The sequence below is a fragment of the Pseudomonas extremorientalis genome (genome assembly GCF_024584605.1).
GTDB classification, from domain to species: domain Bacteria; phylum Pseudomonadota; class Gammaproteobacteria; order Pseudomonadales; family Pseudomonadaceae; genus Aquipseudomonas; species Aquipseudomonas extremorientalis.
The window spans coordinates 5,968,946-5,989,274 of sequence record NZ_CP089519.1; the positions used below are offsets into that span (position 1 = coordinate 5,968,946).

The window sequence follows — 20,329 nt, forward strand, 5'->3', positions numbered from 1 at the left end:
TTCAAGCCCCCTCCCACATGTTGATCTCCACCAGAAGTAAAGATCAGCGGCCGCTGTTGCGCTCGGCATTGCGGATCGATATCTGCGTATTCAACGTCCAGAAGTCATACAGCACCCCAACCAGGAACAAACCGCCGGTCAGCAGGTAGATCAGGCCGGTGATCCATTTGCCCTGGTACATGCGGTGCACGCCAAATACCCCGAGAAACGCCAACAGGATCCAGGCCACGTTGTATTCGATGGGCCCGGCGGTAAACCTCAGGTCCGCTTCACGGTCCATGGACGGGATCAGGAACAGGTCGATCAGCCAGCCGATACCCAGCAAGCCAAAGGTGAAAAACCAGATCGTTCCGGTCACCGGCTTGCCGTAGTAGAAGCGATGCGCCCCGGTAAAACCGAAAATCCACAGCAGGTAACCGATGACCTTGCTGTGGGTGTCTTGCTGCTCGCCAATCTGCTGATAGGTGTTCATCGCGTACCTCTTTTGCCTCGATAGATAAATTTTTTCATTTTCTTTGTGACTTTTTTACGGGCGCCCGACGTACGGCAAATGGTATCTTCCCTGCCCTGAAAGCCTTATGCCACCTGACTTGTGTAGGACAATTGCGGCGAATCGTCGCGTTTTTCCTGATTTTGACGTCAAAGTTCAGTCGACAAACGGCCTGAGAACGACACAAAAAGCTGTTATAAAGTTGCGCGCAAACCCATAAGAGCCACGCCTAATGCGACCATTTTTCAAGACATGGCTAACCATTTGCCTATTAATGCCACTGGCCGCCCACGCCACCAATCGTGAGCAACGACTTCCCAACGTTAACGGTTTCACCCCTAAAGTCCACAGCACGCCAAGCACCGCCAAGTCGGTCAAGCTGACCGTCAACCGCCCGACTCAACTGAGCAAGGCCCACGGCAAGGCAACGGCCGGCCTGGTAGGCGTCAACACCAGGCAGAGCAGCACCGTGCTCAGCCGTGCCGTCAACGTGCTCGGTACTCCTTATCGTTGGGGCGGCAGCAGCCCAAGTAAAGGGTTCGACTGCAGCGGCTTGGTGAAATATGCGTTTAACGACGTAGCCGCCGTGGATTTGCCACGCACCTCCAACGCCATGGCCGCCGGCCACGGGCAGAAGGTTGATCGCAAGGACTTGAAACCGGGTGACCTGCTGTTCTTCAAATTGAAGAGCCGCCAGGTGAACCACGTTGCCATCTACCTGGGCAACGACCGTTTCATCCACGCACCACGCCGTGGCAAAGCGGTCAGCATCGACACGCTGAAGAAACCGTTCTGGGACAAGAACTACGTGATTGCCAAGCGGGTATTGCCCAAAGAGCAGAACAACCTGCGGGTGGTCCAGCGCTGATTCCAGGCTGGAGTGCGGTGGGTGAACAATGTGGGAGGGGGCTTGCCCCCGATTACCGTGGATCAGCTACAAATAAGCTAACTGATCCACTGCTATCGGGGGCAAGCCCCTGCCACATTTGGACCTTCATATTTCCCCAGGCACCCTCGCCTTCTGCTGCGCCTCTTCCCGACTGATCACCCCCTCCCCGACCAACGCCTTCAAGCTCATATCCAGCGTCTTCATCCCCAGCGCCCCACCCGTCTGGATCGCCGAGACCATCTGCGCCACCTTGTCCTCACGGATCAGATTGCGAATAGCCGGCGTACCCAACATGATTTCATGGGCCGCCACCCGCCCCCCGCCGATCTTCTTCACCAGCACCTGGGACACCACTGCCTGCAACGACTCCGACAGCATCGAGCGGACCATGGCCTTTTCCCCCGCCGGAAACACATCCACCAGCCGATCCACGGTCTTTGCCGCCGACGAGGTATGCAAGGTGCCGAATACCAGGTGCCCGGTCTCAGCCGCCGTCAGGGCCAGGCGGATGGTTTCCAGGTCGCGCAGTTCACCCACCAGGATCACGTCCGGGTCTTCCCTGAGCGCCGAGCGCAGGGCAACCGAAAAACTATGGGTGTCGCGGTGCACCTGGCGTTGGTTGATCAATGCCATGTTCGGCGTGTGGATAAACTCGATGGGGTCTTCAAGGGTGAGGATGTGCTGGCGTCGATGCTGATTGAGAAAGTCGATCATCGCCGCCAGGGTAGTGGACTTGCCCGAGCCGGTAGGGCCGGTCACCAGCACCAGGCCGCGCGGCAGCTGGGCGATACGCTGGAATACTTCCCCCAGGCCGAGGCGCTCCAGGCTCTGGATCTCGGACGGTACAGCGCGAAACACCGCGCCCATGCCCCGCTCCTGCCGGAACACATTGGCGCGGAACCGCGCCACACCGGGCAGTTCGAAGGCAAAATCCGTTTCAAGAGATGTTTCGAAATCCTTTTGTTGGTGCTGATTGAGCAATGGGCTCAACAAGTCGGCCACTTGCGGGGGTGAAAGCACCCGCCCATCAAGCGGCCAGACCTCCCCATCCACCCGCAGCATCGGCGCCAGTCCGGCGGACAAATGCAGGTCGGAGGCGCCACGGCGCACGCTGGCCGTGAGTAATTCAGTGATATCCATAGGGCTTTCCATTTCCAGTAGAATGCCGCGGACTCCATATCCACGGGCGCATCTTGAATGTCGACGATAGCAGACAACATCGGCCAGGTTAGCCAGCGCATCCGCGCCGCAGCCGACGCCGTGCAACGTGACGCAAGCAGCATCCACCTGCTGGCCGTGAGCAAGACCAAACCCGCGCAAGCCGTGCGCGAAGCCTATGCCGCCGGGATGCACGATTTTGGCGAGAACTATCTGCAGGAAGCCCTGGGCAAACAGGCCGAATTAACCGACCTGCCCTTGAGTTGGCACTTCATCGGCCCCATTCAATCGAACAAGACGCGCGCTATCGCCGAGAACTTCGCTTGGGTGCATTCCGTGGACCGCTTGAAAATCGCTCAACGCTTGTCCGAACAACGCCCGGCCGACCTGCCACCGCTGAACATCTGCATCCAGGTCAACGTCAGCGGCGAAGCCAGCAAGTCCGGCTGTACACCCGCTGACCTGCCAGCCCTGGCCAACGCTATCAGCGCCCTGCCGCGCCTGAAGCTGCGTGGCCTGATGGCAATCCCCGAGCCGACCGAAGAGCGCGCCGCGCAAGATGCAGCCTTCGCCACCGTGCGCGAGCTGCAAGCCAGCTTGAACCTGCCGCTGGACACACTTTCCATGGGCATGAGCCACGACCTTGAGTCGGCTATTGCCCAAGGCGCCACCTGGGTGCGGATCGGTACCGCCCTGTTTGGCGCCCGCGACTACGGCCAGCCATGAAATGGCTGACTTCCATTTAGCTAAGGACCTGTCATGAAAGACACGCGTATAGCCTTTATCGGCGCCGGTAACATGGCGGCCAGCCTGATCGGTGGCCTGCGGGCCAAGGGCCTGGATGCCGCGCAGATCCGCGCCAGCGACCCGGGCGCAGACACCCGTGCCCGCGTCAGCGCCGAGCACGGTATTGAAACCTTTGCCGACAACGCCGAGGCCATCCAGGGCGTCGACGTGATCGTGCTGGCAGTGAAGCCGCAGGCCATGAAGGCGGTGTGCGAAAGCCTGCGCCCAAGCCTGCAGCCGAACCAACTGGTGGTGTCCATCGCCGCCGGCATCACCTGCGCCAGCATGAACACCTGGCTCGGCGCCCAGCCGATCGTGCGCTGCATGCCCAACACGCCAGCCCTGGTCAGCCAAGGCGTGAGCGGCTTGTACGCCACCACCGAAGTGAGCGCCGAACAACGCGACCAGGCGCAAGAACTGCTGTCCGCCGTGGGCCTCGCGCTGTGGCTGGAACAGGAGCAGCAACTGGACGCGGTCACCGCCGTATCCGGCAGCGGCCCGGCGTATTTCTTCCTGCTGATCGAAGCCATGACCGCCGCCGGCGTGAAGCTGGGCCTGTCCAAGGACGTTGCCGAACAACTGGCCGAGCAGACCGCCCTGGGGGCTGCGCGCATGGCGGTGTCCAGCGATGTGGACGCCGCCGAGCTGCGCCGCCGCGTGACCTCGCCGGGCGGCACCACACAGGCGGCCATCGAGTCGTTCCAGGCCGGGGGCTTTGAAGCCCTGGTGGAAAAAGCACTGGGTGCCGCTGCGCACCGCTCGGCGGAACTCGCCGAACAACTGGGCAAATAAGGAGCCAACATGATTGGTTTGAACACCGCAGCCGTCTACGTGCTGCAAACCCTCGGCAGCCTGTACCTGCTGATCGTCCTGATGCGCTTCGTGCTGCAACTGGTACGTGCGAATTTCTACAACCCGCTCTGCCAGTTCATCGTCAAGGCCACCCAACCGCTGCTCAAGCCATTGCGCCGGATCATCCCGAGCCTGTTCGGCCTGGACATGTCGTCGCTGGTGCTGGCAATCCTGGTGCAGTTGGCCTTGATGGCGCTGACCCTGCTGCTGACCTACGGCACCACCGGCAATTTCGTACAGTTGCTGATCTGGGCCATCATCGGCGTGACCGCGCTGTTCCTGAAGATCTTCTTCTTCGCCCTGATCATCAGCGTGATCCTGTCCTGGGTCGCCCCCGGTAGCCACAACCCTGGCGCCGAGCTGGTGAACCAGATCTGCGAGCCGGCCCTGGCGCCATTCCGCCGCTTGCTGCCGAACCTCGGCGGCCTGGATATCTCGCCGATCCTGGCGTTCATGGTGCTCAAGTTGCTGGACATGCTGGTGATCAACAACCTGGCGGCCATGACCGGGATGCCGGAGATTTTGCGTCTGCTGATCTGACGCAAAGCAAATGTGAGAGGGGCAAGCCCCCTCCCACATTTCAAACCGCTCAGGCCATTGCTTGCCGCTAGGTGCAGCGGTCTTTAGACTTACGCCTCATTTAAACGAGAGCAGGGTCGATGCCAGCTGCCTTTCCCCCCGATTCTGTTGGACTGGTCGTGCCCCAAGTGGCGCACTTCAGCGAACCGCTGGCCCTGGCCTGCGGCCGTTCGCTGCCCGCCTACGACCTGATCTATGAAACCTATGGCCAACTGAACGCCACGGCGAGCAACGCCGTGCTGATCTGCCACGCCTTGTCCGGCCATCATCACGCGGCCGGTTTCCACTCTGCCGAGGATCGCAAGCCCGGCTGGTGGGACAGTTGCATCGGCCCCGGCAAGCCCATCGACACCAACAAGTTCTTTGTGGTCAGCCTGAACAACCTGGGCGGCTGCAACGGTTCCACCGGCCCCAGCAGCCTCAATCCGGAAACCGGCAAACCGTTCGGCGCCGACTTCCCGGTGCTCACCGTGGAAGACTGGGTGCACAGCCAAGCGCGCCTCGCCGACCTGCTGGGTATCAACCAGTGGGCGGCAGTAATCGGCGGCAGCCTGGGCGGCATGCAGGCGCTGCAATGGACCATCACCTACCCGGACCGCGTGCGCCATTGCCTGGCAATCGCCTCGGCCCCCAAGCTGTCGGCGCAGAACATCGCCTTCAACGAAGTGGCACGCCAGGCCATCCTTACCGACCCGGAGTTCCACGGTGGTTCGTTCCAGGAAGCCGGCGTGATTCCCAAGCGCGGCCTGATGCTGGCGCGGATGGTCGGGCATATCACCTACCTGTCCGATGACTCCATGGGCGAGAAATTCGGCCGTGGCCTCAAGAGCGAGAAGCTCAACTACGACTTCCACAGCGTCGAGTTCCAGGTGGAAAGCTACCTGCGCTACCAGGGCGAGGAGTTCTCGGGGCGTTTCGACGCCAACACCTACCTGCTGATGACCAAGGCGCTGGACTACTTCGACCCGGCCGCCAACCACGACGACGACCTGGCGAAAACCTTCGAAGGCGCCACGGCCAAGTTCTGCGTGATGTCCTTCACCACCGACTGGCGCTTCTCGCCGGCCCGCTCCCGCGAGCTGGTGGACGCGCTGATGGCTGCACGCAAGGACGTCTGCTACCTGGAGATCGATGCACCGCAAGGCCACGACGCCTTCCTGATCCCGATCCCGCGTTACTTGCAGGCGTTCGGCAATTACATGAACCGGATTACTGTGTGAGAACGCCATGAGAGCCGACCTGGAAATCATCCAAGACTGGATCCCCGCCGGCAGCCGCGTGCTCGACCTGGGCTGCGGCGATGGCGAACTGCTGAGCTGGCTGCGCGACAACAAGCAAGTCACTGGCTACGGCCTGGAAAACGACCCGGACAACATCGCCCAGTGCGTGGCCAAAGGCATCAACGTGATCGAGCAGGACCTGGACAAGGGCCTGGGCAACTTTGCCAGCAACAGCTTCGACATCGTGGTGATGACCCAAGCCCTCCAGGCGGTGCACTACCCGGACCGCATCCTCGACGAAATGCTGCGCGTAGGCCGCCAGTGCATCATCACCTTCCCCAACTTCGGGCACTGGCGCTGCCGCTGGTACCTGGCCACCAAGGGCCGCATGCCGGTGTCGGACTTCCTGCCGTACACCTGGTACAACACGCCGAACATCCACTTCTGCACCTTCGAAGACTTCGAAGCCCTGTGCAGTGAGCGTGAAGCCAAGGTGATCAACCGCCTTGCCGTCGATCAACAGCATCGTCACGGCTGGGCAAGTAAACTATGGCCCAATCTGTTGGGCGAAATCGGTATTTACCGGGTCAGCAGTCCTGGCCTGACGGACCACAAGATTGCCGTCTAATCATTTTCAAGAGGGACGCTCATGAAACGCCTGGCTGTATTTCTATTGACCGCGTGCCTGGGCGCCAGCGCCCTGGCCGCCGACGCTATCGATGCCAATCGCAAGAAAGACTTCGGCGATATCACCGTCCACTACAACACGTTCACCTCCAGCTTCCTGCAACCGGAAACCGCCCAGGCCGTCGGCGTGGTGCGCAGCAAGGAAAAGGGCTTGATCAACGTGACGGTGATCAAGGGCGTGACCCCGGTGGCCGCGCAAGTGACCGGCACCATCAAGGACTTGGGCGGCAAGAGCGAAGTCCTGACGTTCAAGCAGATCAACGAGAAAGGCGGCATCAATTACCTGGCGCCCTACTCCGTGACGCAGCGCGAATACAAGACGTTTACCATCAACGTTGAAACCGGCGGCAAAGCCCATAGCTTCCAGTTCAACCAGGAACTGTTTCCGGCGGGAAAATGAACCTCACCCAACTCGTACTGGCCAGCCATAACGCCGGCAAACTCAAAGAACTGCAAGCCATGCTCGGCGACTCCGTGCAGTTGCGCTCGATTGGCGAGTTCAGCCAGGTGGAACCGGAAGAGACCGGCCTGTCGTTCGTCGAGAACGCTATCCTCAAGGCACGCAACGCCGCACGCATCTCCGGCCTGCCGGCGCTGGCGGATGACTCGGGGCTGGCCGTCGATTTCCTCGGCGGCGCACCGGGCATTTATTCGGCGCGCTACGCCGACGGCAAGGGCGATGCCGCCAACAACGCCAAGCTGCTGGACGCGCTCAAGGACGTACCGGACGCCGAGCGCGGCGCACAGTTCGTCTGCGTGCTGGCCCTGGTACGGCATGCCGATGACCCGCTGCCGATCCTGTGCGAAGGCCTGTGGCACGGGCGCATCCTGCATGCGGCCAGCGGCGAGCATGGGTTTGGCTATGACCCTTTGTTCTGGGTGCCGGAACGTAACGTTTCCAGTGCCGAACTGAGCCCGGCCGACAAGAACCAGATCAGCCACCGTGCCCGCGCAATGGATTTGCTGCGCCAACGCCTGAGCCTGAAATGACCCTGAACACCTCTGCGCAGCCGCTGATCCACGGCGGCGCGCAAACACCTCGGGCGGCCTTGCCTGTGCTGCCGCCCCTGGCGCTGTACATCCATATCCCGTGGTGCGTGCGCAAATGTCCTTATTGCGACTTCAACTCCCACACCGCCAGTAAAGTGCTGCCGGAAGAGGAGTATGTGGACGCCCTGTTGGCCGACCTCGATCAGGACCTGCACGCAGTGCATGGCCGCGAACTCAGTTCGATCTTCTTCGGCGGCGGCACGCCCAGTCTGTTCAGTGCCGCAGCGTTGGGGCGGTTGCTCAAGGGCGTGGAAGCCCGCATCCCGTTTGCCGGCGATATCGAGATCACCCTGGAAGCCAACCCCGGGACGTTCGAGCAAGAAAAGTTCGTGGCCTATCGCAAGCTGGGGATCAATCGCTTGTCCATCGGTATCCAGAGCTTCCAGCAGGAAAAGCTTGAGGCCCTGGGCCGTATCCACAATGGCGACGAAGCCGTACGTGCCGCTGGCATGGCGCGCCAGGCCGGGTTCGATAACTTCAATCTGGACTTGATGCACGGGCTGCCCGATCAGTCCCTGGACGATGCCTTGAGCGACTTGCGCCAGGCCATCGCGCTGAAGCCGACGCACTTGTCCTGGTACCAGCTGACCCTGGAACCCAACACCGTGTTCTGGAACCAGCCGCCTGCACTGCCGGAAGACGACACCCTGTGGGACATCCAGGAAGCCGGCCAGGCGTTGCTTGCCGAACACGGCTACGCGCAATATGAAGTATCGGCCTATGCCCAACCAGGTCGCCCGGCGCGGCATAACCTCAATTACTGGAGCTTCGGTGACTTCATCGGCATCGGTGCCGGCGCCCACGGCAAGCTCAGCCATCCGGACGGGCGCATCGTACGCACCTGGAAGACCCGTGCACCGAAGGACTACCTAAACCCGGCCAAAAGCTTCCAGGCCGGCGCGAAGGAGCTGACCAACGAAGAGTTGCCATTCGAGTTCCTGATGAACGCCCTGCGCCTCACCGAAGGGGTCGATGCCAGGCTCTACGCCGAGCGTACCGGTCTGGATCTGGCGAGCCTCGATGAAGGCCGCCGCGAGGCAGAACAAAGTGGCTTAATGCAGGTCGAACCGTCACGCCTGGCGGCGACCGACCGCGGGCAACTCTTTCTCAATGATCTGTTGCAGAAGTTTTTGAGCTGACGCTCTTAAGGAAATCGAATGGATTTGGTACTCGACCTGCTCGCCACCGTATCCCGCTGGAGCCGCAGCAACCTGTCGGAAATCTCCCTGGCCCTCGTGGGCTGCCTGCTGGTGCTGTTCGGCGCCGATATCAAGGGCTGGATCGAAGCACGCCTGGGCAGCATCGCGGGTGCGTTGCGCGTGCCGTTGATGGCGCTGGTGTGCATGATCGGCAGCGGCGCGGCGCTGATCTATGCCACGCCGTGGATTGTGCGGGGGTTGAGCCAGTTCAATAACTACAGCCTGGCGCCGGTGTTGATCGTGGTACTGGTACTGATCGGCGTAGTCGCAGACCGCCGCTGATTCATAGCACACTGCAAAAACAAATGTGGGAGGGGGCTTGCCCCCGATTGCTTTGGGTCAGCTACAGATAAGCTGACTGATCCACCGCTATCGGGGGCAAGCCCCCTCCCACATTGAATTGCATTTCAAGCTAATGGGGAGTTACGCCAGCTTCTCGAACTTCAGATCCCAAACGCCATGCCCCAACCGCTCACCGCGACGCTCGAACTTGGTGATCGGCCGCTCGGCCGGGCGTGGCACGCATTTGCCGTCTTCAGCCAGGTTGCGGTAGCCGGGGGCGACGTTCATCACTTCCAGCATGTATTCCGCGTAGGGTTCCCAGTCGGTGGCCATGTGCAGGATGCCGCCCACTTTCAGCTTGCTGCGCACCAGCTCCGCAAAGGAGGCCTGGACGATGCGGCGCTTGTGGTGACGGGCTTTGTGCCATGGGTCCGGGAAGAACAGCATCAGGCGATCGAGGCTGTTGTCGGCGATGCAGCGGTTGAGCACTTCGATCGCGTCGCAGTCATAGACCCGTAGGTTCGTCAGGCCTTGGGTCAACACGCCGTTGAGCAGCGCGCCGACACCTGGGCGGTGGACTTCCACGCCAATGAAGTCCTGGTCCGGCGCAGCGGCGGCCATTTCCAGCAGGGAGTGGCCCATGCCGAAGCCGATTTCCAGGGAACGCGGGGCCGAACGGCCGAACACCTGGTCGTAGTCCACCGGCGCGTCGGCCAATGGCAACACGAACAGCGGCGTGCCTTGCTCCAGGCCCTTTTGCTGGCCTTCGGTCATGCGACCGGCGCGCATCACAAAACTCTTGATGCGGCGGTGCTTGGACTCGTCGCCTGCTTCCAGGGTGTTCGGCGTTTCGTTTGATTCAGTCATCAATGGCTCTTACTTGATCAGACCATCCAGCGGCGAGGAGGCGCTGGCGTAGAGTTTTTTCGGCATGCGGCCGGCGAGGTAGGCCAGGCGGCCCGCGACGATGGCGTGGTTCATGGCTTCGGCCATCAGGATCGGTTGCTGGGCGTGAGCGATGGCCGAGTTCATCAGCACCGCGTCACAGCCCAGTTCCATGGCGATGGTTGCGTCGGAGGCCGTGCCCACGCCTGCATCCACCAACACCGGGATCTTGGCTTCTTCGAGGATGATCTGCAGGTTGTACGGATTGCAGATCCCCAGGCCGGAACCGATCAGGCCGGCCAGTGGCATCACCGCGATGCAGCCGATTTCCGCCAGTTGGCGCGCAATGATCGGGTCATCGCTGGTGTAGACCATCACGTCGAAACCTTCCTTGACCAGGGTTTCGGCGGCCTTGAGGGTTTCGATCACGTTGGGGAACAGGGTTTTCTGGTCGGCCAGCACTTCCAGCTTCACCAGGTTGTGGCCGTCGAGCAGCTCACGGGCCAGGCGGCAGGTGCGCACGGCCTCGATGGCATCGTAGCAACCGGCGGTGTTCGGCAGGAAGGTGTAGCGGTCCGGCGACAGCACTTCAAGCAGGTTCGGCTCGCCTTCGATCTGGCCGAGGTTGGTGCGGCGCACGGCGAAGGTGACGATCTCGGCACCCGAGGCTTCGATGGCCAGGCGGGTTTCTTCCATGTCGCGGTACTTGCCGGTGCCGACCAGCAGGCGGGACTGGTAGGTACGCCCGGCCAGGACGAAAGGCTTGTCGCTACGAACGATGCTCATGGGAAATCCTCGGAATGGGGTGAGGTTCTGCAGAATTCAGGAAACTGCGCGATCAGCCGCCGCCGATGGCGTGGACCACTTCGACCTGGTCGCCTTCGGCGAGTGCGGTCTCGGCGTGCAGGCTACGCGGGACGATATCCAGGTTGAGTTCCACTGCGACGCGCCGCCCGGTCAGGTCCAGTCGGGTCAGCAGGGCCGCAACGGTTTCACCGTCGGGCAGTTCAAAGGATTCGCCGTTCAACTGAATGCGCATGCCACGGGCCGCCATCGTTTTTAGGGGTCGGCATTCTAGCCCGATTGAGGTTGCCGGCCCAAGTCCCTTGGTCAGGCTGCCTGCAAGCGCCACGCCGCCAGGCCCAGGAAGAACCAGCCAAGCAGGAAGGCCAGGCCGCCAAACGGCGTGATGATCCCAAGCTTGCTGATGCCGGTCAGGGTCAGCACATACAGGCTGCCGGAGAACAGCAGGATGCCAACGGTAAACGAGATGCCCGCCCAGCTGACCAACCGGCCAGGGATATGCGCCGCCAGCAGCGCCACGCCGAACAGCGCCAGGGTGTGCACCAGTTGGTAGGTCACGCCGGTGTGGAAAATTGCGAGGTACTCGGCGCTCAGGCGGTTTTTCAGGCCGTGGGCGGCGAAGGCCCCAAGGGCGACACCGGTGAAGCCGAAAAAGGCAGCCAACATCAGAAAGCCACGCAGCATGAGGAACTCCAGTCAGACTCAAAGGGCCGGGTCTGTATAATGGCCCGCTCAACGGGTTCGGCCAAGCCATCTCTATGCTGCGTCTCCTCTTCAAACGCTTTCTCAACGTCGTCAAATGGTTTGCCATCGGCAGTGTGCTGCTGGTGCTGCTGTTTCGTGTCGTCCCGCCGCCCTTCACCGCGCTGATGGTGGAGCGCAAGGTCGAATCCTGGTTCGACGGCGAACCCATTGACCTGCAGCGCACCTGGGTACCGTGGGACGAGATCTCCGATGACCTCAAAGTGGCGGTGATGGCCGGTGAAGACCAGCGCTTCCCGCAGCATTGGGGCTTTGATTTCGGTGCGATCCAGGCGGCGATCCTGCACAACGAGCGCGGCGGCTCGATTCGCGGTGCCAGTACGTTGAGCCAGCAGGTGTCGAAGAACCTGTTCCTGTGGGCCGGCCGCAGCTATTTGCGCAAAGGCCTGGAAGCCTGGTTTACCGGGTTGATCGAGGTGTTGTGGCCCAAGCAGCGGATTCTTGAGGTGTACCTCAATAGCGTGGAGTGGGACGAAGGCGTGTTTGGCGCGGAAGCGGCGGCGCGGCATCACTTTGGGGTGAGTGCCAAGGGGTTATCGCGGCAGCAGGCCAGCTATCTGGCGGCTGTTTTGCCCAATCCACGGGTGTGGAGTGCCAGCCATCCGACGGCGTATGTGGCAAGGCGCGCGGCTTGGATTCGTCAGCAGATGAGTCAGTTGGGTGGAGACGGTTACCTGGTCGAACTGAACAACTCCCGCAAGGCGCCCTGGTCCGACTGACACAACAAAAACAAATGTGGGAGGGGGCTTGCCCCCGATAGCGATGGACCAGTCACCTTGATGTTGACTGACACTCTGCTATCGGGGGCAAGCCCCCTCCCATATTTTTAGGCTGCGATGGACAGTTTCAGCTTGTTCATCGCGCTTTTCTCAAGCTGACGAATCCGCTCGGCCGACACGTTGTACTTCTGCGCCAGGTCGTGCAGCGTGGCTTTTTCTTCTGCCAGCCAGCGCTGGTAGAGGATGTCACGGCTGCGGTCGTCCAGCACTTCCAGCGCTTCGTGCAGGTTGTGGTTGGAGTTGTCGCTCCAATCCGCATCCTCCAGCTGACGCGCCGGGTCGTAACGGTGGTCTTCCAGGTAGTTGGCCGGCGATTGGAAGGCACTGTCGTCGTCCGCTTCAGCAGCGGGGTCGAAGGCCATGTCGTGGCCGGTCAGGCGGCTTTCCATCTCGCGCACTTCACGCGGTTCCACACCAAGGCTTTCGGCCACGCGGTGGACTTCCTCGTTGTTCAGCCACGCCAGGCGTTTTTTCTGGCTGCGCAGGTTGAAGAACAGTTTGCGCTGGGCCTTGGTGGTCGCGACTTTCACGATGCGCCAGTTGCGCAGGATGAACTCGTGGATTTCCGCCTTGATCCAGTGCACGGCAAACGATACCAGGCGCACACCCATCTCGGGGTTGAAGCGCTTTACAGCCTTCATCAGGCCGACGTTGCCTTCCTGGATCAGGTCAGCCTGAGCCAGGCCGTAGCCGCTATAGCTACGGGCGATATGTACGACAAAACGCAGGTGGGCGAGCACCATCTGCCGAGCCGCCCCCAAATCCTGCTCATAGTAGAGACTCTCGGCCAGTTCACGCTCCTGCTCAGGCGTCAGCAGCGGAATGCTGTTGACCGTGTGCACATAGGCTTCCAGGTTCGCACCCGGGACCAAGGCATAAGCAGGTTGCAAAGAAGTGGTCATACGAAAAAACCTCCGACTCACATAACTCGTGCAGTGAAGCACTGCGAAAATTGACCGGGAACCGTAGGACAAGTTCCCTAAACCACCAATACGGTCAATACAAACGAAACCACATTAATCTGACATTAACTACTTCGGTGCCAGCTCACGTAAATGACGAGCGACCGCAATCCAAGCACCGATATACCCCAACAATACCGCGCCAAGCAAGAGACTCAGACCATCGGCTACCGGCACGCCAGCCAGGGCGAAATCACTGCCGTAGAGTCCGGCAAGCCCGACAACCGCGTCGTTCAGCCAGTCCAGGCCAAAAGCCAGCACGCCCCAGGACAAAATCCCGGCACCAAAGCCATAAAGCGCGCCCATGTACAGAAAAGGCCGACGCACATAGCTGTCCGTGCCGCCGACCAGTTTAATCACTTCTATCTCGGTGCGACGGTTTTCAATATGAAGACGAATGGTATTACCTATCACCAAAAGTAATGCAGACACCAACAGCACTGTCAGACCGAACACAAAGCGGTCGCCCAGCTTGAGGATCGCGGCCAGGCGCTCTACCCAGACTAGATCAAGTTGCGCCTGTTGCACCTTGGGCATCTCTGCGAGTTTTTGTCGCAGGGCTTCCAGCGCCGGCTTGTCCACCTCGTTCGGCGTCACCAGGACCACGCCCGGCAGCGGGTTCTGTGGCAGCTCCTTGAGCGCCTCGCCCAGGCCGGATTGTTGCTGGAACTCTTCCAGTGCCTGATCGCGACTGATGTACTCGGCATCCGCCACGCCGGGGATGTTCTTGATGTCGTCGCGTAACGCTTCGCCATCTTTGGCACTGGCGTCGATATTCAGGTACAGCGAAATCTGCGCTGCGCGCTGCCAGGAACCGCCCAGGCGCTCCACATTATTAAGCAGGAGCGACAGGCCCATCGGCAGGCTCAGGGCCACTGCCATCACCAGGCAGGTGAAAAAGCTGCCGATCGGCTGCTTGCCCAGGCGGCGCAGGCTGTCGACCAGGCTGGCGCGATGGCTTTCGATCCAGGCGCGCAGCAAGGTGCTGAAGTCCGGACCATCGTCATCGTGGTCGTGTTTTTTCTTCGGCGGTTGCGGGTCGGCCGGTTTCGGCGCCACGCGTTCGGAGACTTTAGGGCTGCGTGTTGCACTCATACGCCGGCCTCCCCGTCACCGATCAGGCGGCCACGTTGCAGAGTGAGCATGCGATGACGCATGCGCGCGATCAGTGCCAGGTCGTGACTGGCGATCAGCACGCTGGTGCCCAGGCGGTTGATGTCTTCGAATACGCCCATGATCTCGGCCGCCAGGCGCGGGTCGAGGTTGCCGGTGGGTTCGTCCGCCAGCAGCAGGGCCGGGCGGTGGACGATAGCGCGGGCGATACCGACGCGCTGTTGCTGGCCGGTGGACAGGTCGCCAGGGTAGAGATCGGTCTTGTCCGACAGCGCCACGCGCTCCAGGGCCGAGTCCACGCGCTTGACGATCTCGGCCTTGGACAGCCCGAGGATCTGCAACGGCAACGCCACGTTGTTGAACACGGTGCGATCGAACAGCAACTGGTGATTCTGGAACACAACGCCGATCTGGCGGCGCAGGAACGGAATCTGCGCATTACTGATGGTGGCCAGGTCCTGGCCCGCCAACAGCAACTTACCGGTGGTCGGACGCTCCATGGCCAGCAGCAGGCGCAACAACGTACTTTTACCTGCGCCGGAGTGACCGGTTACAAATAGAAACTCGCCGCGACGCACTCGAAAGCTCAGCTCATGCAAGCCGACATGCCCGTTCGCATAGCGTTTACCGACCTGTTCGAATCGAATCATGAACGCTCCCGCTCGGCAAACAGTGCCTGTACAAAGGGTTCGGCTTCAAAGGTGCGCAGGTCGTCGATGCCTTCACCGACGCCGATATAACGAATCGGCAACCCGAACTGCTTGGCCAGGGCGAAGATCACGCCGCCCTTGGCCGTGCCGTCGAGCTTAGTCAATGCCAGGCCGGTCAGTTGTACCGTCTGGTTGAATTGCTTGGCCTGGCTGATGGCGTTCTGGCCGGTGCCAGCGTCCAGTACCAGCAGAACCTCGTGCGGCGCGTCTGCGTCGAGCTTGCCGATCACACGGCGAACCTTTTTCAGCTCTTCCATCAAATTGTCTTTGGTGTGCAGGCGACCGGCGGTATCGGCGATCAGCACGTCGATGTTACGGGCCTTGGCGGCTTGCACGGCATCGAAGATCACCGAGGCGGAATCGGCGCCGGTGTGCTGGGCGATGACCGGGATCTTGTTGCGCTCGCCCCACACCTGCAGTTGTTCAACCGCGGCGGCACGGAAGGTATCGCCGGCTGCCAGCATGACTTTCTTGCCTTCGGACTGCAGCTTCTTGGCCAGCTTGCCGATAGTGGTGGTCTTGCCGGCGCCGTTGACGCCCACCACCAGGATCACGAAAGGTTTTTTCGGGGTGATCACCAGCGGCGCTTCCACCGGCTTGAGCATCGCGGCCAGCTCGGCCTGCAGGGATTTGTACAACGCGTCGGCGTCGGTCAGCTGTTTGCGCGCGACCTTCTGGGTGAGGCTCTGGATGATCACGGCAGTGGCTTCGACGCCCACGTCGGCGGTGAGCAGGCGGGTTTCGATGTCTTCCAGCAGTTCGTCATCGATGACCTTCTTGCCCAGGAACAGGCTGGCCATGCCTTCGCCAATGCTGGCGCTGGTCTTGCTAAGGCCTTGCTTGAGACGGGCGAAGAAGCCGGTCTTGCTGGTTTCGACAGGTGCGACGACGGGCTCCGGCTCGACAACAGCAGGCACTGCCACCTCGGCCACAGCCGGAATCGGCGGGGCGATGTGCTCAGCCTGCACATCTTCGACCAGCGCCACGGGCTCTTCAGCCACCGGCAGTTCCAGCCACGGTTTGTGCTCGGGTTCCGGCTCGGGTTCCGGGACAGCCTCGACGACCGGCTGCAACACCGGCTCGGCCATCGGCAATACCACCGGCGCCGGGGTTTCGGCAACCGGTTCGGCTTCTACTGTTGGCTCAGGGATAGGTTCAGGTTGAACCGGCGGGTGTTCGTCGACGGTTTCCTGCGGTTTTTTGCGCAGCCATCCGAACAGGCCTTTCTTCTCGCCAGCCGCGGCTGGGGTCTTCTTGTCGTCGTTGGAACCAAACATGGAGACGGCTATCTCAAGGTAGCGACGCGCCAAGGGGCGCGCCGGTAAATAAAATTCGATGCGTAACAGACTGTTTTTTAGCCAGCTCGTTCATGCGCAACATTTTGAAGGCCAAAATAGGGCCTCAACAAGACGGCCGCAGTGGCCGTCCCTCAGTCGGATCAGTATCCTAGCACCTCCTCGCCCGCCGACGCTAAGACCAAGCGGGCAGCCCAACAGGTTTAAAAACGAATGAATGCTCTAGCCCGCCGCGCCGCAGGCCTGCTGTTCAGCACAGTTTGTCTGCCTCTTTCAGCCTTGGCTGCCGACCCACAACCCACCCATGAATTCACCCTGGACAACGGCCTCAAGGTGGTCGTGCGCGAAGATCATCGCGCCCCGGTGGTGGTTTCCCAGGTCTGGTACAAGGTCGGTTCGAGCTACGAAACCCCGGGCCAGACCGGTTTGTCCCACGCCCTGGAACACATGATGTTCAAGGGCAGCGCCAAGGTCGGCCCCGGCGAAGCCTCGCTGATCCTGCGCGACCTGGGCGCCGAAGAGAACGCCTTCACCAGCGATGACTACACCGCTTATTACCAGGTGCTGGCCCGCGACCGCCTGGGCGTCGCCTTCGAGCTGGAAGCCGACCGCATGGCCAGCCTGCGCCTGCCGGCCGACGAGTTCAGCCGCGAGATCGAGGTGATCAAGGAAGAGCGCCGCCTGCGCACCGACGACAACCCGATGTCCAAGGCCTACGAGCGCTTCAAGGCCATGGCATTCCCGGCCAGCGGCTACCACACGCCGACCATCGGCTGGATGGCCGACCTGGACCGCATGAAAGTCGAAGAGCTGCGCCACTGGTACCAATCCTGGTACGTCCCGAACAATGCCACCCTGGTGGTGGTCGGCGACGTCACCCCGGACGAGGTCAAAAACCTGGCCCAGCGCTACTTCGGCCCGATCCCCAAGCGCGACGTACCACCGGCCAAGATCCCGATGGAACTGGCCGAGCCCGGCGAGCGCCTGCTGACGCTGCATGTGAAAACCCAACTACCGAGCGTAATGCTGGGCTTCAACGTGCCAGGCCTGGCCACAGCCGAAGACAAGCGTTCGGTGCAGGCCCTGCGCCTGATCTCGGCCTTGCTGGACGGCGGCTACAGCGCCCGCATCTCCGAACAGTTGGAGCGTGGTGAAGAGCTGGTTTCCGCTGCGTCCACCAACTACGACGCCTACACCCGTGGCGATACCCTGTTCATGCTGAGCGCCACGCCGAATCAGCAGAAGAAGAAAACCGTCGCCCAGGCAGAAGCCGGCCTGTGGCGCCTGCTGGAAGAGTTGAAGGCCAAGCCGCCGACCGCCGAAGAACTGGAACGCATCCGCGCCCAGGTCATTGCCGGCCTGGTCTACCAGCGTGACTCCATCACCAGCCAGGCCACGGCCATCGGCTCCCTGGAGACCGTCGGCCTGTCCTGGAAACTGATGGACACGGAGCTCGCCGACCTGCAAAGCGTGACCCCGGAAGATATCCAGAAAGCCGCGCGCACCTACTTCACCCGCGAACGTCTGAGCGTCGCCCATGTTTTGCCTGAGGAGACCGCTCATGAGTGATCGCAAAAGCAGCCGCCTGATCTTCCCCGGCCTGATCGTCGTCACCCTGATTGCGGCGAGCGCCGTGTATTTCCTGCGTCCGAGCGAGTCCGTCGCCAGCCAGGCACTGGAAAAAGCCCAATCGAGCAGCAAGCTGCAATCCCTGGCGGAACTGGACGACAAGGCGCCGACCAACCGCAAGCTCGACGTACAGACCTGGACCACCGCCGAAGGCACCAAGGTGCTGTTCGTCGAAGCCCATGAACTGCCGATGTTTGACATGCGCATCCTGTTCGCCGCCGGCAGCAGCCAGGACGGCAACGTACCCGGCCTGGCGCTGATGACCAACGCCATGCTCAACGAAGGCGTACCGGGCAAGGATGTGAGCCAGATCGCCCGTGATTTCGAAGGTCTGGGCGCGGACTTTGGCAATGGTGCATACCGCGACATGGCGCTGGTGTCCCTGCGCAGCCTCAGCGACAGTAGCAAACGCGACGCCGCTCTGAGCCTGTTTGACCAGGTGATCGGCAAACCAACCTTCCCGGCCGACTCCCTGGCCCGGATCAAGAACCAGATCCTCGCTGGCTTCGAGTACCAGAAGCAGAACCCCGGCAAGCTGGCCAGCCTTGAACTGTTCAAGCGCCTGTACGGCGACCACCCTTACGCGCACCCGAGCGAAGGCACGCCCGAGAGCGTGCCAAAGATCACCATCGCGCAGTTGCAGGCGTTCCACGCCAAGGCTTACGCAGCAGGCAACGCGGTGATTGCGGTAGTGGGCGATCTGACCCGCGCCGAAGCCGAAGCCATGACGGCCAAGGTTTCTGCATCGCTGCCCAAGGGCCCGGCGCTGCCAAAAATTGCTCAGCCGACCGAACCCAAACCGGGCCTGACTCGTATCGAGTTCCCGTCCAAACAGACTCACTTGCTGTTCGCGCAACTGGGCATCGACCGTGCCGACCCGGACTACGCAGCCTTGTCCCTGGGTAACCAGATCCTCGGCGGTGGCGGTTTCGGCACTCGCTTGATGAGCGAAGTGCGTGAAAAACGTGGTTTGACCTACGGCGTGTACTCCGGTTTCTCGCCGATGCAGGTGCGTGGCCCGTTCATGATCAATCTGCAGACCCGCGCCGAAATGAGCGGCGGCACCCTGCGCCTGGTCGAGGACGTGGTGGCCGACTACCTCAAGACCGGCCCGACGCAAAAAGAACTGGATGACGCCAAGCGCGAGCTGGCCGGCAGTTTCCCGCTGTCGACCGCCAGCAACGCCGATATCGTCGGGCAGTTGGGCGCGATGGGTTTCTACAACCTGCCGCTGACCTATCTGGCAGATTTCATGAAACAATCCCAGGCCCTGACCGTAGAGCAGGTCAAGGCTGCAATGAATAAACACTTGAGCGCCGACAAGATGGTCATCGTGACCGCCGGCCCGACGATTGCGCAAAAGCCACTACCGCCCCCCACTGATAAACCCGCCGAGCAGCCGCTCGGGGTTCCGGAGCATTAATGGCCAGTTCATCTCGCCCGAAAAAACCTGTCCACAACGTGCATAACGGTGTGGGCCAGCTGCGCATCATTGGCGGCGAATGGCGCAGCCGCAAGCTGAGCTTCCCCGACGTCGTAGGCCTGCGCCCGACGCCTGACCGCGTGCGTGAAACCCTGTTCAACTGGCTGGCTCCATACATTGCAGGCGCCAAAGTATTGGACCCGTTCGCTGGCAGTGGCGCGCTGTTCCTGGAGGCGCTGTCCCGTGGCGCCGCCCTGGGCCAGGCGCTGGACGCCAGCAATGTGGCGGTGTCCAGCCTCAAGGAACACCTGGGCACCCTGCGCTGCACCACCGGCCAGGTGCAAACCGCCGACGCCCTGCGCTACCTGGAAACCCAGCCGGCCAGCGAGTTCGACGTGGTGTTCCTCGACCCGCCGTTCAACCAGAACTTGCTGCCAACCGTGTGCGCATTGCTGGAAGATCGCCAATGGCTGGCAGCGGATTCGTGGATCTACACTGAAAGCGAGACCGCCCCTTCTACCCTGGGCTTGCCGGCCACCTGGCGCCTGCACCGGGAACAGAAGTCCGGACGGGTGTATTACGCGTTGTGGCAACGCAGCGCCGCCTGACCTCTGTTTGTGGCGAGCGGGCTTGCCCCGCGTTGGGCTGCGCAGCAGCCCCACCAAGAACACCGCGATTGCTCAGTTAGAACATCATTACTGGTTTTGGGGCCGCTTCGCAGCCCAACGCGGGGCAAGCCCGCTCGCCACAGTTAAATGCATCCGCAGCAGAGCGT

The 20,329-nt window shown here is 61.6% G+C and carries 24 protein-coding genes; 14 read left to right on the forward strand and 10 right to left on the reverse strand.

Annotation, left to right across the window (positions count from 1 at the left end; all coding sequences use genetic code 11):
- Window positions 1–43: 43 nt before the first annotated feature.
- Window positions 44–454, reverse strand: coding sequence for an NINE protein (locus LUU92_RS27120; RefSeq protein ID WP_257103878.1), 411 nt, complete (start codon window positions 452–454; stop codon window positions 44–46).
- A gap of 268 nt (window positions 455–722) precedes the next feature.
- Between LUU92_RS27120 and LUU92_RS27125 the strand changes: the two genes are divergently transcribed.
- On the forward strand, window positions 723–1,358 hold the full coding sequence (locus LUU92_RS27125) for a C40 family peptidase (protein WP_071490370.1): 636 nt from the start codon (window positions 723–725) through the stop codon (window positions 1,356–1,358).
- Window positions 1,359–1,484: 126 nt separating this feature from the next.
- Here LUU92_RS27125 and LUU92_RS27130 read toward each other — a convergent pair whose 3' ends face one another.
- Window positions 1,485–2,519, reverse strand: a complete 1,035-nt coding sequence (locus LUU92_RS27130) for a type IV pilus twitching motility protein PilT (RefSeq protein ID WP_257102891.1) — start codon at window positions 2,517–2,519, stop codon at window positions 1,485–1,487.
- Window positions 2,520–2,576: 57 nt separating this feature from the next.
- On the opposite strand from LUU92_RS27130, the gene LUU92_RS27135 reads away from it, so the two are divergent.
- The 9 genes from LUU92_RS27135 (at window position 2,577) to LUU92_RS27175 (ending at window position 9,192) form a co-directional block, all read left to right on the forward strand.
- Complete coding sequence (locus LUU92_RS27135; protein ID WP_092241976.1) at window positions 2,577–3,263, forward strand: YggS family pyridoxal phosphate-dependent enzyme; 687 nt, start codon at window positions 2,577–2,579, stop codon at window positions 3,261–3,263.
- A gap of 33 nt (window positions 3,264–3,296) precedes the next feature.
- A complete protein-coding gene (gene proC / locus LUU92_RS27140; RefSeq protein WP_257102892.1) occupies window positions 3,297–4,115 on the forward strand; it encodes a pyrroline-5-carboxylate reductase in 819 nt (272 codons plus the stop codon).
- Window positions 4,116–4,124: 9 nt separating this feature from the next.
- Complete coding sequence (locus tag LUU92_RS27145; protein WP_025859579.1) at window positions 4,125–4,715, forward strand: YggT family protein; 591 nt, start codon at window positions 4,125–4,127, stop codon at window positions 4,713–4,715.
- 119 nt (window positions 4,716–4,834) lie between these two features.
- Window positions 4,835–5,974 (forward strand): homoserine O-succinyltransferase MetX, encoded by a 1,140-nt coding sequence (gene metX / locus LUU92_RS27150; RefSeq protein ID WP_071490374.1) that lies wholly within the window; start codon window positions 4,835–4,837, stop codon window positions 5,972–5,974.
- A gap of 7 nt (window positions 5,975–5,981) precedes the next feature.
- On the forward strand, window positions 5,982–6,602 hold the full coding sequence (gene metW, locus LUU92_RS27155) for a methionine biosynthesis protein MetW (protein WP_034109956.1): 621 nt from the start codon (window positions 5,982–5,984) through the stop codon (window positions 6,600–6,602).
- A gap of 21 nt (window positions 6,603–6,623) precedes the next feature.
- Window positions 6,624–7,061 carry a DUF4426 domain-containing protein gene (locus LUU92_RS27160; RefSeq protein WP_257102893.1) on the forward strand — a complete coding sequence of 146 codons (438 nt, stop codon included), beginning with the start codon at window positions 6,624–6,626 and terminating at the stop codon, window positions 7,059–7,061.
- Window positions 7,058–7,651, forward strand: coding sequence for an RdgB/HAM1 family non-canonical purine NTP pyrophosphatase (gene rdgB / locus LUU92_RS27165; RefSeq protein WP_071490376.1), 594 nt, complete (start codon window positions 7,058–7,060; stop codon window positions 7,649–7,651). Before LUU92_RS27160 ends, rdgB begins: the two co-directional genes overlap by 4 nt.
- Entirely contained in the window at window positions 7,648–8,850 is a 1,203-nt protein-coding gene (hemW, locus tag LUU92_RS27170; RefSeq protein WP_071490377.1) for a radical SAM family heme chaperone HemW, read from the forward strand. Before rdgB ends, hemW begins: the two co-directional genes overlap by 4 nt.
- An 18-nt stretch (window positions 8,851–8,868) precedes the next feature.
- Window positions 8,869–9,192, forward strand: a complete 324-nt coding sequence (locus LUU92_RS27175) for a DUF3392 domain-containing protein (protein ID WP_058426549.1) — start codon at window positions 8,869–8,871, stop codon at window positions 9,190–9,192.
- Between the two features lie 141 nt (window positions 9,193–9,333).
- Here the strand turns inward: LUU92_RS27175 and trmB are convergent, their stop codons facing one another.
- The 4 genes from trmB to LUU92_RS27195 form a co-directional block, all read right to left on the reverse strand.
- Window positions 9,334–10,059: a tRNA (guanosine(46)-N7)-methyltransferase TrmB gene (gene trmB, locus LUU92_RS27180; RefSeq protein ID WP_058426548.1), complete on the reverse strand. Its 726-nt coding sequence runs from the start codon at window positions 10,057–10,059 to the stop codon at window positions 9,334–9,336.
- A gap of 9 nt (window positions 10,060–10,068) precedes the next feature.
- Window positions 10,069–10,863 carry a thiazole synthase gene (locus tag LUU92_RS27185; RefSeq protein WP_058426547.1) on the reverse strand — a complete coding sequence of 265 codons (795 nt, stop codon included), beginning with the start codon at window positions 10,861–10,863 and terminating at the stop codon, window positions 10,069–10,071.
- Between the two features lie 52 nt (window positions 10,864–10,915).
- Window positions 10,916–11,116: a sulfur carrier protein ThiS gene (thiS, locus tag LUU92_RS27190; RefSeq protein ID WP_058426546.1), complete on the reverse strand. Its 201-nt coding sequence runs from the start codon at window positions 11,114–11,116 to the stop codon at window positions 10,916–10,918.
- Between the two features lie 71 nt (window positions 11,117–11,187).
- Complete coding sequence (locus tag LUU92_RS27195) at window positions 11,188–11,565, reverse strand: DUF423 domain-containing protein (protein WP_016976028.1); 378 nt, start codon at window positions 11,563–11,565, stop codon at window positions 11,188–11,190.
- Window positions 11,566–11,639: 74 nt separating this feature from the next.
- On the opposite strand from LUU92_RS27195, the gene mtgA reads away from it, so the two are divergent.
- Window positions 11,640–12,362 (forward strand): monofunctional biosynthetic peptidoglycan transglycosylase, encoded by a 723-nt coding sequence (gene mtgA / locus LUU92_RS27200; RefSeq protein WP_071490379.1) that lies wholly within the window; start codon window positions 11,640–11,642, stop codon window positions 12,360–12,362.
- Between the two features lie 107 nt (window positions 12,363–12,469).
- On the opposite strand, the gene rpoH is transcribed toward mtgA, so the two are convergent.
- The 4 genes from rpoH to ftsY form a co-directional block, all read right to left on the reverse strand.
- Window positions 12,470–13,324, reverse strand: coding sequence for an RNA polymerase sigma factor RpoH (gene rpoH, locus LUU92_RS27205; protein WP_003176698.1), 855 nt, complete (start codon window positions 13,322–13,324; stop codon window positions 12,470–12,472).
- Between the two features lie 129 nt (window positions 13,325–13,453).
- Complete coding sequence (gene ftsX, locus LUU92_RS27210) at window positions 13,454–14,479, reverse strand: permease-like cell division protein FtsX (RefSeq protein ID WP_016976026.1); 1,026 nt, start codon at window positions 14,477–14,479, stop codon at window positions 13,454–13,456.
- Window positions 14,476–15,147: a cell division ATP-binding protein FtsE gene (gene ftsE / locus LUU92_RS27215; RefSeq protein ID WP_003234627.1), complete on the reverse strand. Its 672-nt coding sequence runs from the start codon at window positions 15,145–15,147 to the stop codon at window positions 14,476–14,478. The genes ftsX and ftsE overlap by 4 nt, the downstream gene beginning before the upstream one ends.
- Window positions 15,144–16,484 carry a signal recognition particle-docking protein FtsY gene (ftsY, locus tag LUU92_RS27220; protein ID WP_071490380.1) on the reverse strand — a complete coding sequence of 447 codons (1,341 nt, stop codon included), beginning with the start codon at window positions 16,482–16,484 and terminating at the stop codon, window positions 15,144–15,146. Before ftsY ends, ftsE begins: the two co-directional genes overlap by 4 nt.
- A 231-nt stretch (window positions 16,485–16,715) precedes the next feature.
- Here ftsY and LUU92_RS27225 point away from each other — a divergent pair, with 231 nt between their 5' ends.
- From LUU92_RS27225 to rsmD, 3 genes are read left to right on the forward strand one after another with little or no spacing between them, the layout of a single operon-like run.
- Window positions 16,716–18,071, forward strand: a complete 1,356-nt coding sequence (locus tag LUU92_RS27225; protein WP_071490381.1) for a M16 family metallopeptidase — start codon at window positions 16,716–16,718, stop codon at window positions 18,069–18,071.
- Window positions 18,064–19,554, forward strand: a complete 1,491-nt coding sequence (locus LUU92_RS27230; RefSeq protein WP_071490382.1) for a M16 family metallopeptidase — start codon at window positions 18,064–18,066, stop codon at window positions 19,552–19,554. Before LUU92_RS27225 ends, LUU92_RS27230 begins: the two co-directional genes overlap by 8 nt.
- Window positions 19,554–20,162, forward strand: a complete 609-nt coding sequence (rsmD, locus tag LUU92_RS27235) for a 16S rRNA (guanine(966)-N(2))-methyltransferase RsmD (RefSeq protein ID WP_071490383.1) — start codon at window positions 19,554–19,556, stop codon at window positions 20,160–20,162. Before LUU92_RS27230 ends, rsmD begins: the two co-directional genes overlap by 1 nt.
- Window positions 20,163–20,329: the final 167 nt, after the last annotated feature.

Bases quoted from the DNA above. Each gene is read 5' to 3' on its own strand.
- proC (WP_257102892.1), top strand. From the start codon at position 3,297: ATGAAAGACACGCGTATAGCCTTTATCGGCGCCGGTAACATGGCGGCC.
- LUU92_RS27230 (WP_071490382.1), top strand. From the start codon at position 18,064: ATGAGTGATCGCAAAAGCAGCCGCCTGATCTTCCCCGGCCTGATCGTC.
- thiS (WP_058426546.1), bottom strand. From the start codon at position 11,116: ATGCGCATTCAGTTGAACGGCGAATCCTTTGAACTGCCCGACGGTGAA.
- LUU92_RS27225 (WP_071490381.1), top strand. From the start codon at position 16,716: ATGAATGCTCTAGCCCGCCGCGCCGCAGGCCTGCTGTTCAGCACAGTT.
- ftsY (WP_071490380.1), bottom strand. From the start codon at position 16,484: ATGTTTGGTTCCAACGACGACAAGAAGACCCCAGCCGCGGCTGGCGAG.
- LUU92_RS27125 (WP_071490370.1), top strand. From the start codon at position 723: ATGCGACCATTTTTCAAGACATGGCTAACCATTTGCCTATTAATGCCA.
- ftsX (WP_016976026.1), bottom strand. From the start codon at position 14,479: ATGAGTGCAACACGCAGCCCTAAAGTCTCCGAACGCGTGGCGCCGAAA.
- rpoH (WP_003176698.1), bottom strand. From the start codon at position 13,324: ATGACCACTTCTTTGCAACCTGCTTATGCCTTGGTCCCGGGTGCGAAC.
- rsmD (WP_071490383.1), top strand. From the start codon at position 19,554: ATGGCCAGTTCATCTCGCCCGAAAAAACCTGTCCACAACGTGCATAAC.
- mtgA (WP_071490379.1), top strand. From the start codon at position 11,640: ATGCTGCGTCTCCTCTTCAAACGCTTTCTCAACGTCGTCAAATGGTTT.
- LUU92_RS27160 (WP_257102893.1), top strand. From the start codon at position 6,624: ATGAAACGCCTGGCTGTATTTCTATTGACCGCGTGCCTGGGCGCCAGC.
- LUU92_RS27135 (WP_092241976.1), top strand. From the start codon at position 2,577: ATGTCGACGATAGCAGACAACATCGGCCAGGTTAGCCAGCGCATCCGC.
- rdgB (WP_071490376.1), top strand. From the start codon at position 7,058: ATGAACCTCACCCAACTCGTACTGGCCAGCCATAACGCCGGCAAACTC.
- LUU92_RS27175 (WP_058426549.1), top strand. From the start codon at position 8,869: ATGGATTTGGTACTCGACCTGCTCGCCACCGTATCCCGCTGGAGCCGC.
- LUU92_RS27130 (WP_257102891.1), bottom strand. From the start codon at position 2,519: ATGGATATCACTGAATTACTCACGGCCAGCGTGCGCCGTGGCGCCTCC.
- metX (WP_071490374.1), top strand. From the start codon at position 4,835: ATGCCAGCTGCCTTTCCCCCCGATTCTGTTGGACTGGTCGTGCCCCAA.
- LUU92_RS27185 (WP_058426547.1), bottom strand. From the start codon at position 10,863: ATGAGCATCGTTCGTAGCGACAAGCCTTTCGTCCTGGCCGGGCGTACC.
- ftsE (WP_003234627.1), bottom strand. From the start codon at position 15,147: ATGATTCGATTCGAACAGGTCGGTAAACGCTATGCGAACGGGCATGTC.
- LUU92_RS27195 (WP_016976028.1), bottom strand. From the start codon at position 11,565: ATGCTGCGTGGCTTTCTGATGTTGGCTGCCTTTTTCGGCTTCACCGGT.
- hemW (WP_071490377.1), top strand. From the start codon at position 7,648: ATGACCCTGAACACCTCTGCGCAGCCGCTGATCCACGGCGGCGCGCAA.
- metW (WP_034109956.1), top strand. From the start codon at position 5,982: ATGAGAGCCGACCTGGAAATCATCCAAGACTGGATCCCCGCCGGCAGC.
- LUU92_RS27145 (WP_025859579.1), top strand. From the start codon at position 4,125: ATGATTGGTTTGAACACCGCAGCCGTCTACGTGCTGCAAACCCTCGGC.
- trmB (WP_058426548.1), bottom strand. From the start codon at position 10,059: ATGACTGAATCAAACGAAACGCCGAACACCCTGGAAGCAGGCGACGAG.